This is a genomic window from Pseudomonas sp. B21_DOA, assembly GCA_030544685.1.
GTDB classification, from domain to species: Bacteria; Pseudomonadota; Gammaproteobacteria; order Pseudomonadales; family Pseudomonadaceae; genus Aquipseudomonas; species Aquipseudomonas fluorescens_AO.
Window position 1 is genome coordinate 1,328,422 of the sequence record CP086683.1, and the last position, 14,336, is coordinate 1,342,757.

Sequence of the window (14,336 nt, forward strand, 5' to 3'; positions counted from 1 at the left end):
CTGGCCGACATTTTAACGCCCTGGAACCTCCTTCGATGGTTGCTCATCTGATTGAATTTGCCACTAACCACTACATTCTTGTCGGTATCTTCGTCGTACTTCTGGCTCTGTTGCTGGCGCACACGATGCAGGGCGGCGGTAAAAGCCTGAGCACCGGCGAGCTGACCGCACTGGTCAATAAAGACGCAGGCGTGGTGGTGGACATCCGTCCGGCCAAGGATTATGCCGCTGGCCACATCGTTGGCGCGGTGAACATCCCGCAGGACAAACTGGCTGCCCGCGTCGGCGAGCTGGAAAAGCACAAGGCCAAAACCATCATTCTGGTCGATGCGCTCGGCCAGACCGCCGGCACCCACGCCCGCGAGCTGATGAAATCCGGCTTCACCGCGGCCAAGCTGTCCGGCGGGATTTCCAGCTGGAAAGGCGACAACCTGCCGTTGGTGAAGTGATATGAGCGACGTCATCGTCTATTCCAGCGATTACTGCCCTTACTGCTCGCGCGCCAAGCATCTGCTCGCCAGCAAAGGCGTGGCCTTCGAAGAGATCAAGGTCGATGGCAAGCCGCAGCTGCGTGCCGAAATGACCAAAAAGGCCGGACGCACCTCCGTGCCGCAGATCTGGATCGGCGCAAAGCACATCGGCGGTTGTGATGATTTATACGCTCTGGAGCGCGCCGGCAAACTCGACGCGCTGCTCAAGGGCTGAACGGCTGCACCCACGTACAGCACTCCCTAAAAGACCCAAGATCGATAAGGATCTGAGATGACTGACCAACAGAACACTGCAGCCAGCGAAGAAGAAACCGCACCGCAATTCTCCTTGCAGCGCATCTACGTACGCGACCTGTCCTTCGAAGCCCCGAAAAGCCCGGCGATCTTCCGCCAGCAGTGGGATCCGGCGGTCGGTCTGGATCTGAATACTCGCCAGAAAGCGCTGGAAGGCGATTTCTACGAAGTGGTGCTGACCCTTTCCGTTACCGTGAAAAACGGTGAAGAAGTGGCCTTCATCGCTGAAGTGCAACAGGCCGGTATCTTCCTGATCAAGAACCTGGACGCGGCTTCGATGAGCCACACCCTGGGTGCGTTCTGCCCGAACATCCTGTTCCCGTATGCCCGTGAAACCCTGGACAGCCTGGTCACCCGTGGCTCGTTCCCGGCGCTGATGCTGGCCCCGGTGAACTTCGACGCCCTGTACGCGCAAGAGCTGCAGCGCATGCAGGAAAGCGGCGAGACCCCGACCGTTCAATAAAGGCTCGGATACGCATCGCGGGCAAGCCCGCTCCCACAGGTTTTGCACATTCCTGTGGGAGCGGGCTTGCCCGCGATTGTTTTGGTCAGGCGAAAACTATTTGAAGTCGTTCTGCCGCCACGCTTCGTACACGGCGACCGCCACGGTGTTGGACAGATTCAGGCTGCGGCAGCCTTCGCGCATCGGCAGGCGCAGGCGCTGTTCGGCGGGCAGGGCGTCGAGCACGTCCGCTGGCAGGCCACGGCTTTCCGGGCCGAACAGAAACGCATCGCCGGGCACGAATGCGGCATCATGAAACGGCCGTGAACCTTTGGTAGTGAAGGCGAATACCCGCGGGTTGCCCAGACTCTCAAGACAACTGGCCAGATCAGCGTGACGCTGCAGCGTGGCATATTCGTGGTAGTCGAGACCGGCGCGACGCAAGCGCTTGTCGTCCATCTCGAAACCCAGCGGCTCGATCAAATGCAGGTGGCAGCCACTATTGGCGCACAGCCTGATAACGTTGCCGGTGTTCGGCGGAATTTCTGGTTGAAAAAGGATGACGTGAAACATGCACGGCTCCGAAGGTAAAGACGAGCGGCATTCTACGCCGCCTGTGGACAACCGTTCGAAACTATTCCCGCGAGTGATCGGTTCGCTGGCCATCGTCGGAATGATGATCGGCCTGATGATCGGTCGACTGACCACGCCGGATCCGAGCGTGCTGGAGCGCGTCGAGGTCACCGACGGCGGTTTGGTGGTGTGGTTCAACAACGAGCCGAAGCTGCATGGCGAGATTATCGACGGCACCATCGCATTGCTGTTTCAGGCGCAAGGTCGGCCGCAAAAGGGCCAGCTCAAGCTCGACGGCAGGGATGTGAACTGGCGCACGCGCAAGAGTGACGGCGGGTTGTTGCTGACGGTGCTGGCGGCGCGGCCGTTGCAGGGTGACTGGATCGGCAGCGAGGTCGATGACCGCTGGCGGCTGGAAGTTCGATTGCGAGAGCAATGATCTGAACTTCATCGTTACCTCCGACGTTTTTTAACGGCATTTCCCACCGCTGCCGTTGACCTTTCCCACCCCCAGCCACCGCGAGCGCGCGCTATCGTCCGCTCTCACGCTCAAACGGCAGGATGCCGACCACAAGCTGCCCTTGCGCACCTGCAGGGGAAGCTCTTCAAGGATGAAAAACATGCCGGTCAAACCACCCCGCGGCGGCAGTAGCCGCGTTGATATCGATACACCAGCCAGCCCTGCTCGACCGACGGACCTGGACACCGCATTGGTGGATTTACCAGGCCGTCGTGGCTTCGAGACGGGCGCTTCGCTCGATCCTTTGCTGCGCCCAGCTCCGTCATCCATTGGTGCCGATATCGAAGCCGTCTCGCCGTCGCATACCGTAGTGGTTCACGCTGCTCCCCTTGATGCACGGCCGATTGCTCCGGACGTGTCGCTTGCTGCCTATGTCACTGACGGTCGCGCAATACGTGCGCCAGTCAACAATGAAGGTCTTCGGGTTATTAACAAACGCACTTACGCTGACCTGCAAATCGGCGGCATGGCTATGGTTGCTGCTGATCCGCATACCGGACTGTACCGGGCCCGTCGACCAAGCGAGTTGCTGCCTTCAGGTCCGGTGCTGCTGCGCGACGCCGCGAGCGGTCTCTGGCACCCTCGCCTGGTTGTTGAACAGGCGACCCGAGCTCAGGTGAAAAAATATCTGCCGGAAGCGACCGATCAGCAGGCTGACGACTTCATTGCTCTGATCGGCGACAAAGATATTGCAGACGTGGAGCTCAGGCGCGTTCAGATCGGGTTTTCCGAGTTGGACAGCAAGATCAGGCTTCGGGAGCTTTCGGTCAATCAGTATTCTGACTCCTACACAGCAGTTAGTGCCGTGGGAGCCAAGCTGCGGCGACTGTACAAGTGGTTGGGGAGCCTGACGAACGGGTCTACAAAAATGAGCGGCTGACGGGTTTCAAACTGGAACTCGATCTCGATTCGTGGCCTGTTCGAGACCTTCCATCACGTCAGTTCAGGTCCATTTCCGACCTCACGCTACGAGCGGGATGGGAGCCGGATGTACACATATTTCTGGCTCAATTTCCCAATGTTGAATCGCTGAAGATCGCGGCGCCACTCGGACCGCCTTCAATAAACCGGCCGTCGGGGCAGATTTATTTCCACGCGCGTGTTAACCCGCCTCTGGTTGCACAATTCAAAAAGCTTGCCGGGTTGCGAGAGCTCAATTTGGAAGAATGTGCGCTGAGGCCGGATTTTTCTGTGGCAGGGATGAACGAATTGCGTGTACTAAAGCTCGGCAGCTCATATGCAGGTCGAGATCTTTCGGCGTTGGTCGGTCAGCTGTCCGACTTGCGACGCTTACAGGTGCTTGAGTTGCAGCGCAATGTATTGAGAGCCGCCCCCGATGTTTCCGACATGGCCGAGCTGCGATATCTCGATCTGACAGATACCGGCATATTCAAGCCGCCAGCCGGGCTTGATTCCGAGAGAGGCCGAAGCATCTGGAAGTATTGAAGCTGGCTGACAACCCTCTGCACTTTGCGCCGTCAGTCAAGACACTGACCGCGTTGCGAGAACTGGATCTGTCCAATACCGGCCTGGAAAAATTCCCGGAAGGCATTACCCCGCAACTTCCAACGACAGTATTGGATCTTTCAAACAATCGGATCAAATCGATTCCCGAGTCCGTTGAGCTCAGAGCGGGATTTAATCTCAACGGCAACCCGATAAACGATCCGTCTTCTCTTCGACGTCTGATCCATGCCCGTATCAAGACTGGCAGCGATATTTGGCTCGCAGAGCAACATACTGATCGGTCGGCAGCGCTCTGGTTGCGAAATGTTCCGCAAGCGCAGGCGGCTGAAAAGGCCAGACTCTGGGATAGTTTCGAAGGTCCTTGGAGTACGCTGCTGAACGGTATACGCACGCTGAGTCGCACGCCCGAATTTCATGTTGAGCGCCCGCTTTTACAGCGTCGAGTCTGGCGGGTTCTGGAAAATTTCAGTCAGGCGGATGCGGTGGAGCGAGCGTGGCTGAGCACAATCGTCGAATTTGAATCAAGTCCTGGGAAAATGCTCGATTGGCTGGAAGCGGAAATACGAAAATATGACGGGGGCGGCAGAACCCGCCGTTACATCACCGGCCCAAGCGCCCACGGCTTGAATAATTCGTTGGGGCGCAGTGGCGGTGTAAAAGCGGGAATCCCTGACCTGCCTGTATCAGGGTTCCCAAAAGTGTGGGCTTCGCGTATCGCGTCGGCCCGGTATAAAGAGGGAACCCCGGCCTGCCTGTACCAAGGATCCCAAAAGGTTGGGCTCGCCGCGTTGCGCTGTGAGCCCGATGTAAAGAGGGGAATCCCCGGCCTGCCTGTACCAAGGTCCCCGAAACGGGTGGTGAAACGAATCACCTGTAGAAGGTATTGCAGGCGCCGTGCCAGATTTTCATCTGTTGAAACAAAAAAGCGCCTGAGAGACGCGAAAGCCCCCGAATTCGGGGCTTTCAGTTATTCAAAGATCGGACTTCCAACGCTTTCAGCTGTGGCGGCGACGATGCCGCTATGCGCGATCACAGGTCATCGTGCATTGATGCGGTGCACTGAGAAGCCAATGTGGGAGCGAGCTTGCTCGCGATGGCGTCGTTTCAGTCACTGATCCGCTCAATGACCTGACGCTTTCGCGAGCAAGCTCGCTCCCACACTGGATTACCTATGACCACAAATAAACTGTTCTACCGAAGGCCGATTACCCTTCCTCGCCCTCATCATCATCCCCACCATCGACCTTCATTCCCAATTCCTTGATCTTGCGCGTCAGGGTGTTCCGCCCCCAACCCAACAGAACGGCAGCATCTCGACGGCGCCCGGCGGTGTGCTTCAACGCCGTCTCGATCATGATCCGCTCGAACGCCGGCACCGCGCTGTCGAGCAGGCTCGACTGGCCGCGGGCCAGAGCCTGATCGGCCCATTGGCGCAGGGCCTGTTCCCAGTTGGTCACGGGCGCCGAATCCTGCGGCAGGTTGAGCAGCTCCGGCGGCAGGTCACTGATGTGCACTTCACGGCCGGAGGCCATCACGGTGATCCAGCGGCAGGTGTTTTCCAGCTGGCGCACGTTGCCCGGCCACGGCAGGTTTTTCAGGTATTCCTCGGTCTCGCTTTTCAGCAGCTTCGGCTCCACCGCCAGTTCCTGCGCGGCGCGGCTGAGGAAATGCCGGGCCAGAGTCGGGATGTCTTCGCGACGATCCGACAGGCGTGGAATGTGGATGCGAATCACGTTGAGACGGTGGAACAAGTCCTCGCGGAATTTACCGGCGTGGACGAGTGTTTCGAGATTCTGGTGGGTCGCGGCGATGATGCGCACGTCCACTTTGACCGGCACATGGCCGCCGACGCGGTAGAACTCACCGTCAGCCAGCACGCGCAACAGGCGGGTCTGGGTGTCCGCCGGCATGTCGCCGATTTCATCGAGGAACAGCGTGCCGCCGTCGGCCTGTTCGAAGCGCCCGCGGCGCAGGTTTGCTGCACCGGTGAACGCGCCTTTCTCGTGGCCGAACAGTTCCGATTCCATCAGATCCTTGGGAATCGCCGCCATGTTCAACGCAATGAACGGCGAAGCCGCGCGTGGGCTATGGCGGTGCAGGGCGTGGGCCACCAGCTCTTTACCGGTACCGGATTCGCCATTGATCAGCACGGTGATGTTGGAGTGGCTCAGGCGCCCGATGGCGCGAAACACTTCCTGCATCGCCGGCGCTTCGCCGATGATTTCCGGCGTGCGGGTCAGGGCTGGCACAACTTCCAGGCCTTGCTGTTCCTGAGCGTGCTGATTGGCACGCTTGACCAGCGAAACGGCCTCGTCGACGTCGAAAGGTTTGGGCAGGTACTCGAAAGCACCGCCCTGATAGGAGGCGACAGCGCTGTCCAGATCGGAGTGAGCGGTCATGATGATGACCGGCAGCCGTGGGTGCTGTTCGCGAATCCGCGCCAGCAGATCCAGACCACTGGCACCGGGCATGCGGATATCGGAAATGATCACGTCCGGCTGCTGCCGGGCCAGACGACTCATCACGCCGTCGGCGCTGTCGAAGCTCTGGGTGGTCATGCCTTCCTGTTGCAAGGCCTTTTCCAGGACCCAACGGATAGAACGGTCGTCATCGACGATCCACACGGTTTCACTACGGCTCATGTCGATGTGGCTCCTTGTTCCAGTGGCAGGAAGATCGAGAAGGTGGTGTGGCCTGGATGGCTCTCACACTCGATCAGGCCCTGGTGCTGACTGATGATGTTCTGGGTAATGGCCAGGCCCAGCCCGGTACCGTCCGGGCGACCGCTGACCATCGGAAAGAAAATGGTTTCCTGCAGTTCCGCCGGGATGCCCGGGCCGTTGTCGATGATCTCGATCTTGGTCACCAGACGATGGCGGATGTGGCCGATGGTGAACTGGCGCATCGCGCGGGTGCGCAGGCTGATGCGGCCCAGACGCAGCTCGTTCTGGCTGCTGATCGCCTGCATCGCGTTACGCACGATGTTCAGCACCGCCTGAATCATTTGTTCGCGGTCGATCAATACGTCGGGAATGCTCGGATCGTAATCGCGCACCAGAGTGATGCAGCCCTGGCTTTCGGCTTCCACCAGTTGGCAGACGCGTTCGAGGACTTCGTGAACGTTGCACATGGCCAGCGAGGGCAATTTATTCGAGCCGAGCATGCGATCGACCAGATTGCGCAGGCGATCGGCCTCTTCAATGATCACATTGGTGTAATCGCGCAAGCTTTCCTCCGGCAGCTCGCGCGCCAGCAGCTGCGCAGCACCACGGATGCCGCCGAGAGGATTCTTGATTTCGTGGGCGAGGCCGCGCACCAGCATTTTGCTGGTTTCCTGCTTGGACAGCTGCGCCTCTTCCTTGGTGATCCGCAGCAGGCGGTCACGCGGGTGCACTTCGAGCAAGAGCAAGGTCGCGCCGTTGCTCAGGATCGGCGTGACCGCGTAATCCACAGTCAGGGTCTGGCCGGTGAGGGCGGTGAGCATTGCTTCGCGCTTGGTGAACGGGTGCGCCTGCTCAACCGCCTGGCGCAGGGAATTGAGCGCCTCGGGAGACTCGGTGAACAGCTCACTGATGAACTGGCCATGGCTGCGCTGACCGCTGACGGCCAGCAACATTTCCGCCGCCGGGTTCATGTACTCCAGACGCAGTTCGGCGTCGAGCAGGATGGTCGCCGTGGTCAGGTTGTCGAGCAGCAAACGGTGAATAGCGTCGCTTATGGTCATCTGGACCCCTTTTGGAGCAAGGCGTGCGCGAGAACAAAGCGCTGATGTCGGGAAAATGCAAAAACCAAACCAAGGCTCCGAAAAGAAGCGCTTGAGCCCTGAAACAGGCGTTTGACGCGCGTTTGTATGGCACGAAGCCAGCTCAAACGGGAAATTTCGAACCAAAATGGGTTGGGTTGTGGGCGTGATGCAGTTTAGTGCACCAATAGAGTGCGAATGCCTGGAAGACGTTAAAAGAAGCGCAGAAATGGATTTTTCGGTTCTTCAGGTTTGTCCTTGAGCGGGCATTCCGGGCGTACGCCGTAGTCGTCGGCGACACAGGGTTTGACCTGGCGTTTCTGCGCCAGGAAATGCGTAGCATGTGGAACGGCTGGTTGGCGGTGCGTTCCACGGTGCGCCCGGCGGCATCGAGGATTTCGATCGAAAGGCTGTGGCTGCCGCGATCAATGTTGCTCAGTGCAAATACCGGGCTGACGCCGGGCTCGCCCGTGGCCTTGCCATCCAGCAACAGGCGATAACGATGGCCGCTTTGCAGGCCGGGTTCGCTGGTGACACTGACGATCAGCTCGCCGGCGCTGCTGCGCAAAGTAGCATCGGGCTCCGGGATCAGAATGCGCAGCATGTCGTAATGAAAGGGCGCTGGTTCAGCGGATTTTTCGCCGTAGTGATCGGCGCTGCGGTGTTGGCAGGGACCGCCATGCGATTGCTCGTCGCGATCGGCACTCGCTTGGCGTTGGCGCGTGGCTGGTCGGTATAGACGCGGTTGCCCTGTGCGTCGATGTAGGTAAAGACCTCCGCCGAGGCGGACGTCGACATCAACACCAGGATGAGTATCAGTCCGGCACGGATCATGGCGTGTGCACGCGCTGCACGGTGAAAACCGCAGGCTGGCTCTGCTGGATGACGGTCTGGCCGTCGATCACTTGCACGGCCAGGCGATGCTCACCGCGATCAACGTTGATCAATTGCAGAACCGGCACGTTGCTCGGCTGGCCGTAGGGCTCATCGTCCAGTACCAGTCTCAGTTGATGCGGCGGTTGCAGACGAGGCTTGATCAGAACATTGACCGTGAAGGTGCCGTTATTGGCGCGCAGCGCCTCGTCAGTGGGCAGACCGGCGAGCTCGAGAATTTCATAGGCGTTGCGCGCTGGTTGCGGTGCTTCGGGGCTGGGTGATTGCGGCGCGCTCGGCGCTTGTGGCTCGACCCGATTGAGCGGTGGCAACTCGACCGGTTGCGCCTGCACGCCGTCCGGCGGCTGATTGCTGTACGCCGTGTTGCCGTTGGCGTCGGTGTACTTGTAGATCTGCGCGGCGGCGGGCAGGGCGATCAGCAGCAGGATGTAGAGAAGCGTGCGACCCATGAAATCGACCGGGGTTGGAAACGATGGGTAGCAGCATAGGACAGGTGGGGCGGTTGGCCCAGCTCGCGACATATCCAGAGTTCATTCAAACACCACAAACCCCCTGTAGGAGTTAGCCTGCTCGGATGGCGTCGTGTCAGTCGCCAATTTTTAAATGACCCACCGCGATCGCGAGCAGGCTCACTCCTACAGGGTTCATCGTCGGGCTAAAAAATCCAGGCAATAAAAAAGGCCTCTCAAAGGAGGCCTCTTTTGTCACGCCACTTTACGCAGCGCTACCGGATCAGCAGCTGTAGTACAGCTCATATTCCAGTGGGTGTACGAAGGTGCGAACCTTGATTTCTTCTTCCGATTTCAGCGCGATGTAAGCGTCGATGAAGTCGTCGGAGAACACGCCGCCCTTGGTCAGGAACGCGCGACCCTTGTCCAGCTCTTCCAGGGCTTCTTTCAGGCTGCCGCAAACCTGTGGAATCTCTTTCGCCTCTTCAGGCGGCAGGTCGTACAGGTTCTTGTCGGCGGCGTCGCCTGGGTGGATCTTGTTCTGGATACCGTCCAGACCAGCCATCAGCAGAGCTGCGAAAGCCAGGTACGGGTTGGCAGCCGGATCCGGGAAGCGCGCTTCGATACGGCGTGCTTTCGGGCTCGACACGTAAGGAATGCGGATCGAAGCGGAACGGTTGCGCGCCGAGTAGGCCAGCATTACCGGCGCTTCGAAGCCTGGCACCAGACGCTTGTAGGAGTTGGTCGCCGGGTTGGTGAAGCCGTTCAGGGCCTTACCGTGTTTGATGATGCCGCCGATGAAATACAGAGCGGTATCGGACAGGCCGGCATAGCCTTCACCAGCGAAAGTGTTCTTGCCGTCTTTCCAGATCGACATGTGTACGTGCATGCCCGAACCGTTGTCGCCGTACAGTGGCTTCGGCATGAAGGTCGCGGTGCGGCCGTAAGCGTCGGCAACGTTGTGCACAACGTATTTCAGGGTCTGAACTTCGTCGGCCTTCTTCACCAGGGTGTTGAACTTGACGCCGATTTCGTTCTGGCCGGCAGTTGCCACTTCGTGGTGGTGAACTTCAACCGACTGACCCATTTCTTCCAGTGCGTTGCACATGGCGGTACGGATTTCGTGGTCGTGGTCGAACGGTGGAACCGGGAAGTAGCCGCCTTTCACGCCTGGACGGTGCCCCTTGTTGCCGCCTTCGATGTCCTGGTCGGACATCCACGAGCCTTGCTCGGAGTAGATCTTGAACATCGAGCCGGAGATGTCCGACTTGAATTTCACCGAGTCAAAGATGAAGAACTCAGGCTCTGGACCGGCGAATACGGTGTCACCGATACCGGTGGCTTTCAGGTGCTCTTCGGCGCGCTTGGCGATCGCACGTGGGTCGCGATCGTAGCCCTGCATGCTCGAAGGTTCGATGATGTCGCAGACCAGAATCAGAGTTGGGTCTTCGGTGAACGGATCGAGTACGGCCGTTTCGTCGACCGGCATCAGGATCATGTCGGAGGCTTCGATGCCTTTCCAGCCGGAGATGGAGGAACCGTCGAACATCTTGCCGACTTCGAAGAAGTCGTCATCCAGCGCATCGCGAGCCGGCATGGTCACGTGGTGCTGAGTGCCTTTGGTGTCCGTGAAGCGCAGATCAATCCACTTGACGTCATGATCTTTGATGAGTTGAACCGACTTCGACATAGTGTCCTCCGGGTGAATTAGGGCGGGTAGTGGATGCCCTTAATAATGGTGATGCCGGCGCGAATACTCTGCCAAGGCAACCTGCCTCACAAGGGAGCAAATTGCATGCCAGTGCCCCAGCATGGGTTTTTTGCCCCAAATTCACGCTTATTAAGGCGTGCGAGGTTCTGAATCGACAAATCCCGCCCCGTAATGTTGCGTTTAATTCCATAAATGACCTGTTTTGGTGCGCGCAAAACCTTCTGCACATTAACTGGTTAAACCTTGAGCAATTTCCGCTATAATCCGCGCCCCCTTTTTCGGCTGGCCGTTCGCGCGCTGTTTTCATGAAACTTATCGTAAAAGTCTTCCCCGAGATCACCATCAAAAGCCGACCTGTCCGGACGAAATTCATCCGCCAGTTGGCCAAGAACATCCGCACCGTGCTCCGTGACCTGGACCCGGCCGTGGTGGTGAACGGCGTGTGGGACAATCTCGAGCTGGAAACCCGCGTTACCGACCCCAAAGCCTTGAAAGAGATGGGCGAGCGCCTGACCTGCATGCCGGGTATCGCGCACTTTCTGCAGATCGACGAGTACCCGCTGGGCGACTTCGACGACATCACCGAGAAGTGCAAACAGCACTACGGCGATGCGCTGGCCGGGAAGATTTTCTCGGTACGCTGCAAGCGCGCAGGCAAGCATGCCTTCAGCTCGATGGACGTCGAAAAATACGTCGGCAGCAAGCTGCGTCGCGAGTGCGGTGCGGCCGGAATCGACCTTAAAGCGCCGCAAATCGAAGTCCGTATCGAAGTTCGCGACAAACGGTTGTTCGTGATTCACAGCCAGCACAACGGCATCGGCGGCTACCCGCTGGGTGCGCTGGAGCAGACGCTGGTATTGATGTCCGGCGGCTTCGATTCAACCGTGGCGGCTTACCAGATCATGCGTCGCGGCCTGATGGCGCACTTCTGCTTCTTCAATCTCGGCGGGCGTGCCCACGAATTGGGCGTGATGGAAGTCGCGCACTTCATCTGGAAGAAGTACGGCAGCTCGCAACGCGTGCTATTTGTCAGTGTGCCGTTCGAGGAAGTGCTGGGCGAAATTCTCGGCAAAGTCGATAACAGTCATATGGGCGTGGTTTTGAAGCGTATGATGTTGCGCGCCTCGTCCGAGATCGCCGAACGCCTGCACATCGATGCACTGGTGACCGGTGAAGCGATCTCCCAGGTGTCGAGCCAGACGCTGCCGAACCTGTCGGTGATCGACTGCGTGACCGATAAACTGGTGCTGCGGCCGCTGGTCGTCGCGCACAAGCAGGACATCATCGACACCGCCAACGAGATCGGCACCGCCGATTTCGCCCGGCACATGCCGGAATATTGCGGCGTGATTTCGGTCAACCCCAAGACTGCCGCCAAGCGTGGCCGGGTTGAGCACGAAGAGAAAGAATTCGACATGGCGGTACTCGAGCGTGCGCTCGCCAACGCCAAACTGGTGCCGATCGATCGGGTAATCGACGAATTGGGCCAGGATTTGCAGATTGAAGAAGTCAGCGAAGCGCTGGCCGGTCAGATCGTGATCGACATCCGCCACCCGGATGCCGCCGAGGATGACCCGCTGGAGCTCGCCGGCATAGAGGTACAGACGATGCCGTTCTATGCAGTGAACGCACGTTTCAAGGAACTGGACCCTACTCGCCAGTACCTGCTGTATTGCGACAAAGGCGTGATGAGTCGCCTGCATGCCCACCATTTGCTCAGTGAGGGGCATGCCAATGTGCGCGTTTATCGACCGAGCTAAGTGCCCGGGGCTGTTTGCCTGTGGCCTGCGTCACCGGCCCCCGACACCGCCGTCAAGCTGTAACGGCCATGCCGGACACTACTGCTAATCGCTGCCAAGACTTGTCAGCAAACCGAATCCTCTGATCGAGATACACAAGTGATCGAAAATCTACGCAACATCGCCATCATTGCTCACGTTGACCACGGTAAAACCACCTTGGTAGACAAACTCCTGCGTCAATCCGGCACTCTGGAGCGCAACGAGCTCAACGACGAGCGCGTGATGGACTCCAACGACCAGGAAAAAGAGCGCGGTATTACCATTCTGGCGAAGAACACCGCCATCAATTGGAACGGCTACCACATCAACATCGTGGACACCCCGGGCCACGCCGACTTCGGCGGCGAAGTTGAACGCGTGATGTCGATGGTTGACTCCGTTCTGCTGCTGGTTGACGCTCAAGACGGCCCTATGCCGCAAACCCGCTTCGTGACCAAGAAGGCTTTCGAAGCCGGCCTGCGTCCAATCGTGGTGATCAACAAGGTTGACCGTCCAGGCGCGCGTCCGGACTGGGTTCTGGACCAGATCTTCGACCTGTTCGACAACCTCGGTGCGACCGAAGAACAACTGGACTTCCAGGTTGTTTACGCTTCGGCCCTGAACGGCATTGCCGGTCTGGACCACACCGCCATGGCGGAAGACATGACTCCGCTGTACCAGGCGGTAGTCGACCACGTTCCGCCTCCGGCCGTTGACCGTGACGGTCCGTTCCAGATGCAGATCTCCGCTCTGGACTACAACAGCTTCCTGGGTGTTATCGGTGTTGGCCGTATCGCTCGCGGTCGCGTCAAGCCGAACACCCCGGTTGTCGCTATCAGCGCCGACGGCAAGCGTCGCAACGGTCGTATCCTGAAGCTGATGGGTCACCACGGTCTGCACCGCATCGACGTTGACGAAGCAGCAGCCGGCGACATCGTCTGCATCAGCGGCTTCGACGAGCTGTTCATCTCCGACACTCTGTGCGACATCAACACCGTCGAGGCGATGAAGCCGCTGACCGTTGACGAGCCAACCGTTTCCATGACCTTCCAGGTAAACGACTCGCCATTCTGCGGTAAAGAAGGCAAGTTTGTGACCTCCCGTAACATCAAGGATCGTCTGGACAAAGAGCTGCTGTACAACGTTGCACTGCGCGTTGAAGAAGGCGACTCGGCTGACAAGTTCAAGGTTTCCGGCCGTGGTGAGCTGCACCTCTCGGTACTGATCGAAACCATGCGTCGCGAAGGCTTCGAGCTGGCCCTGGGCCGTCCTGAAGTGATCATCCGTGAAGTTGACGGCGTGAAGCAGGAACCGTTCGAAAACGTCACCATCGACATCCCTGAAGAATCGCAGGGCAAGGTCATGGAAGAGATGGGTCTGCGTAAGGGCGACCTGAGCAACATGGTGCCGGATGGCAAGGGCCGTGTTCGTCTGGAATACAACATCCCTGCTCGCGGTCTGATCGGTTTCCGTAACCAGTTCCTGACCCTGACCAACGGTGCTGGCATCCTGACCTCCATCTTCGACCGTTACGCTCCAGTGAAGTCGGGCCACATGTCCGGCCGTCAGAACGGCGTTCTGGTTTCGGTTGAAACCGGCAAGGCACTGACCTACTCGCTGGAAACCCTGCAGGCTCGTGGCAAGCTGTTCGTAGAACACGGCCAGGAGATCTACAACGGTCAGATCGTTGGTCAGAACAGCCGCGACAACGACCTGGGTGTAAACCCAACCAAAGGCAAGAAGCTCGACAACATGCGTGCTTCGGGTAAAGACGAGACCATCGCTCTGGTCCCACCTGTTCGCTTCACTCTGGAACAGGCTCTGGAATACATCCAGGAAGACGAGCTGTGCGAAGTCACGCCTAAGTCGATCCGTCTTCGCAAGAAGATCCTCGACGAAAGCGAGCGTACCCGCGCTGCCAAGAAAGCCAAGGCGTAATCTAGCCCTGGAATGAAAAACGCCCCCGGTCGCG

Annotated in this window: 14 protein-coding genes and 1 pseudogene; 9 read left to right on the forward strand and 6 right to left on the reverse strand. The window is 58.8% G+C overall.

Going from position 1 to position 14,336, the window contains the following annotated elements:
* The first annotated feature begins 35 nt into the window (after positions 1-35).
* Genes LJU32_06245 through secB form a run of 3 tightly spaced genes read left to right on the forward strand, consistent with a single transcriptional unit; the run spans position 36 to position 1,248 of the window.
* A complete protein-coding gene (locus tag LJU32_06245; GenBank protein WKV89903.1) occupies positions 36-449 on the forward strand; it encodes a rhodanese-like domain-containing protein in 414 nt (137 codons plus the stop codon).
* Between the two features lies 1 nt (position 450).
* Positions 451-705, forward strand: a complete 255-nt coding sequence (grxC, locus tag LJU32_06250; protein ID WKV89904.1) for a glutaredoxin 3 — start codon at positions 451-453, stop codon at positions 703-705.
* Between the two features lie 57 nt (positions 706-762).
* The gene (gene secB / locus LJU32_06255) at positions 763-1,248 is read left to right on the forward strand and encodes a protein-export chaperone SecB (GenBank protein WKV89905.1); all 486 of its coding nucleotides are present in this window, start codon (positions 763-765) and stop codon (positions 1,246-1,248) included.
* A 96-nt stretch (positions 1,249-1,344) separates the two neighbouring features.
* On the opposite strand, the gene LJU32_06260 is transcribed toward secB, so the two are convergent.
* Entirely contained in the window at positions 1,345-1,800 is a 456-nt protein-coding gene (locus LJU32_06260; protein ID WKV89906.1) for a tRNA (cytidine(34)-2'-O)-methyltransferase, read from the reverse strand.
* Here LJU32_06260 and LJU32_06265 point away from each other — a divergent pair.
* The 4 genes from LJU32_06265 to LJU32_06280 all read left to right on the forward strand — a co-directional run bounded on the left by LJU32_06265 (position 1,799) and on the right by LJU32_06280 (position 4,902).
* A complete protein-coding gene (locus tag LJU32_06265; protein ID WKV89907.1) occupies positions 1,799-2,239 on the forward strand; it encodes a hypothetical protein in 441 nt (146 codons plus the stop codon). The two genes, LJU32_06260 and LJU32_06265, sit on opposite strands and share 2 nt — an antisense overlap.
* Positions 2,240-2,420: 181 nt before the next feature.
* Positions 2,421-3,200, forward strand: coding sequence for a hypothetical protein (locus LJU32_06270; protein ID WKV89908.1), 780 nt, complete (start codon positions 2,421-2,423; stop codon positions 3,198-3,200).
* The gene (locus LJU32_06275) at positions 3,155-3,766 is read left to right on the forward strand and encodes a hypothetical protein (GenBank protein WKV89909.1); all 612 of its coding nucleotides are present in this window, start codon (positions 3,155-3,157) and stop codon (positions 3,764-3,766) included. The genes LJU32_06270 and LJU32_06275 overlap by 46 nt, the downstream gene beginning before the upstream one ends.
* The gene (locus LJU32_06280; GenBank protein ID WKV89910.1) at positions 3,763-4,902 is read left to right on the forward strand and encodes a hypothetical protein; all 1,140 of its coding nucleotides are present in this window, start codon (positions 3,763-3,765) and stop codon (positions 4,900-4,902) included. The genes LJU32_06275 and LJU32_06280 overlap by 4 nt, the downstream gene beginning before the upstream one ends.
* A gap of 90 nt (positions 4,903-4,992) precedes the next feature.
* Here LJU32_06280 and ntrC read toward each other — a convergent pair whose 3' ends face one another.
* The 5 genes and pseudogenes from ntrC to glnA form a co-directional block, all read right to left on the reverse strand.
* Positions 4,993-6,429: a nitrogen regulation protein NR(I) gene (ntrC, locus tag LJU32_06285; GenBank protein ID WKV89911.1), complete on the reverse strand. Its 1,437-nt coding sequence runs from the start codon at positions 6,427-6,429 to the stop codon at positions 4,993-4,995.
* Positions 6,426-7,511, reverse strand: coding sequence for a nitrogen regulation protein NR(II) (gene glnL, locus LJU32_06290; protein WKV89912.1), 1,086 nt, complete (start codon positions 7,509-7,511; stop codon positions 6,426-6,428). Before glnL ends, ntrC begins: the two co-directional genes overlap by 4 nt.
* Before the next feature lie 230 nt (positions 7,512-7,741).
* A pseudogene (locus LJU32_06295) lies at positions 7,742-8,363 on the reverse strand (DUF4124 domain-containing protein).
* Positions 8,360-8,872, reverse strand: a complete 513-nt coding sequence (locus LJU32_06300; GenBank protein WKV89913.1) for a DUF4124 domain-containing protein — start codon at positions 8,870-8,872, stop codon at positions 8,360-8,362. Before LJU32_06300 ends, LJU32_06295 begins: the two are co-directional and overlap by 4 nt.
* A 283-nt stretch (positions 8,873-9,155) precedes the next feature.
* The gene (glnA, locus tag LJU32_06305) at positions 9,156-10,562 is read right to left on the reverse strand and encodes a type I glutamate--ammonia ligase (protein ID WKV89914.1); all 1,407 of its coding nucleotides are present in this window, start codon (positions 10,560-10,562) and stop codon (positions 9,156-9,158) included.
* A gap of 326 nt (positions 10,563-10,888) precedes the next feature.
* Between glnA and thiI the strand changes: the two genes are divergently transcribed.
* Together thiI and typA are read left to right on the forward strand one after the other, a co-directional pair.
* Positions 10,889-12,343: a tRNA 4-thiouridine(8) synthase ThiI gene (thiI, locus tag LJU32_06310; GenBank protein ID WKV89915.1), complete on the forward strand. Its 1,455-nt coding sequence runs from the start codon at positions 10,889-10,891 to the stop codon at positions 12,341-12,343.
* Between the two features lie 138 nt (positions 12,344-12,481).
* Positions 12,482-14,302 carry a translational GTPase TypA gene (typA, locus tag LJU32_06315; protein ID WKV89916.1) on the forward strand — a complete coding sequence of 607 codons (1,821 nt, stop codon included), beginning with the start codon at positions 12,482-12,484 and terminating at the stop codon, positions 14,300-14,302.
* Positions 14,303-14,336: the final 34 nt, after the last annotated feature.

What these genes read in the sequence shown, in the direction of transcription:
- grxC (WKV89904.1), top strand. Translation starts at nt 451, where the DNA reads ATGAGCGACGTCATCGTCTATTCCAGCGATTACTGCCCTTACTGCTCG.
- LJU32_06300 (WKV89913.1), bottom strand. Translation starts at nt 8,872, where the DNA reads ATGGGTCGCACGCTTCTCTACATCCTGCTGCTGATCGCCCTGCCCGCC.
- secB (WKV89905.1), top strand. Translation starts at nt 763, where the DNA reads ATGACTGACCAACAGAACACTGCAGCCAGCGAAGAAGAAACCGCACCG.
- glnL (WKV89912.1), bottom strand. Translation starts at nt 7,511, where the DNA reads ATGACCATAAGCGACGCTATTCACCGTTTGCTGCTCGACAACCTGACC.
- ntrC (WKV89911.1), bottom strand. Translation starts at nt 6,429, where the DNA reads ATGAGCCGTAGTGAAACCGTGTGGATCGTCGATGACGACCGTTCTATC.
- LJU32_06245 (WKV89903.1), top strand. Translation starts at nt 36, where the DNA reads ATGGTTGCTCATCTGATTGAATTTGCCACTAACCACTACATTCTTGTC.
- LJU32_06260 (WKV89906.1), bottom strand. Translation starts at nt 1,800, where the DNA reads ATGTTTCACGTCATCCTTTTTCAACCAGAAATTCCGCCGAACACCGGC.
- glnA (WKV89914.1), bottom strand. Translation starts at nt 10,562, where the DNA reads ATGTCGAAGTCGGTTCAACTCATCAAAGATCATGACGTCAAGTGGATT.
- LJU32_06270 (WKV89908.1), top strand. Translation starts at nt 2,421, where the DNA reads ATGCCGGTCAAACCACCCCGCGGCGGCAGTAGCCGCGTTGATATCGAT.
- LJU32_06265 (WKV89907.1), top strand. Translation starts at nt 1,799, where the DNA reads ATGCACGGCTCCGAAGGTAAAGACGAGCGGCATTCTACGCCGCCTGTG.
- thiI (WKV89915.1), top strand. Translation starts at nt 10,889, where the DNA reads ATGAAACTTATCGTAAAAGTCTTCCCCGAGATCACCATCAAAAGCCGA.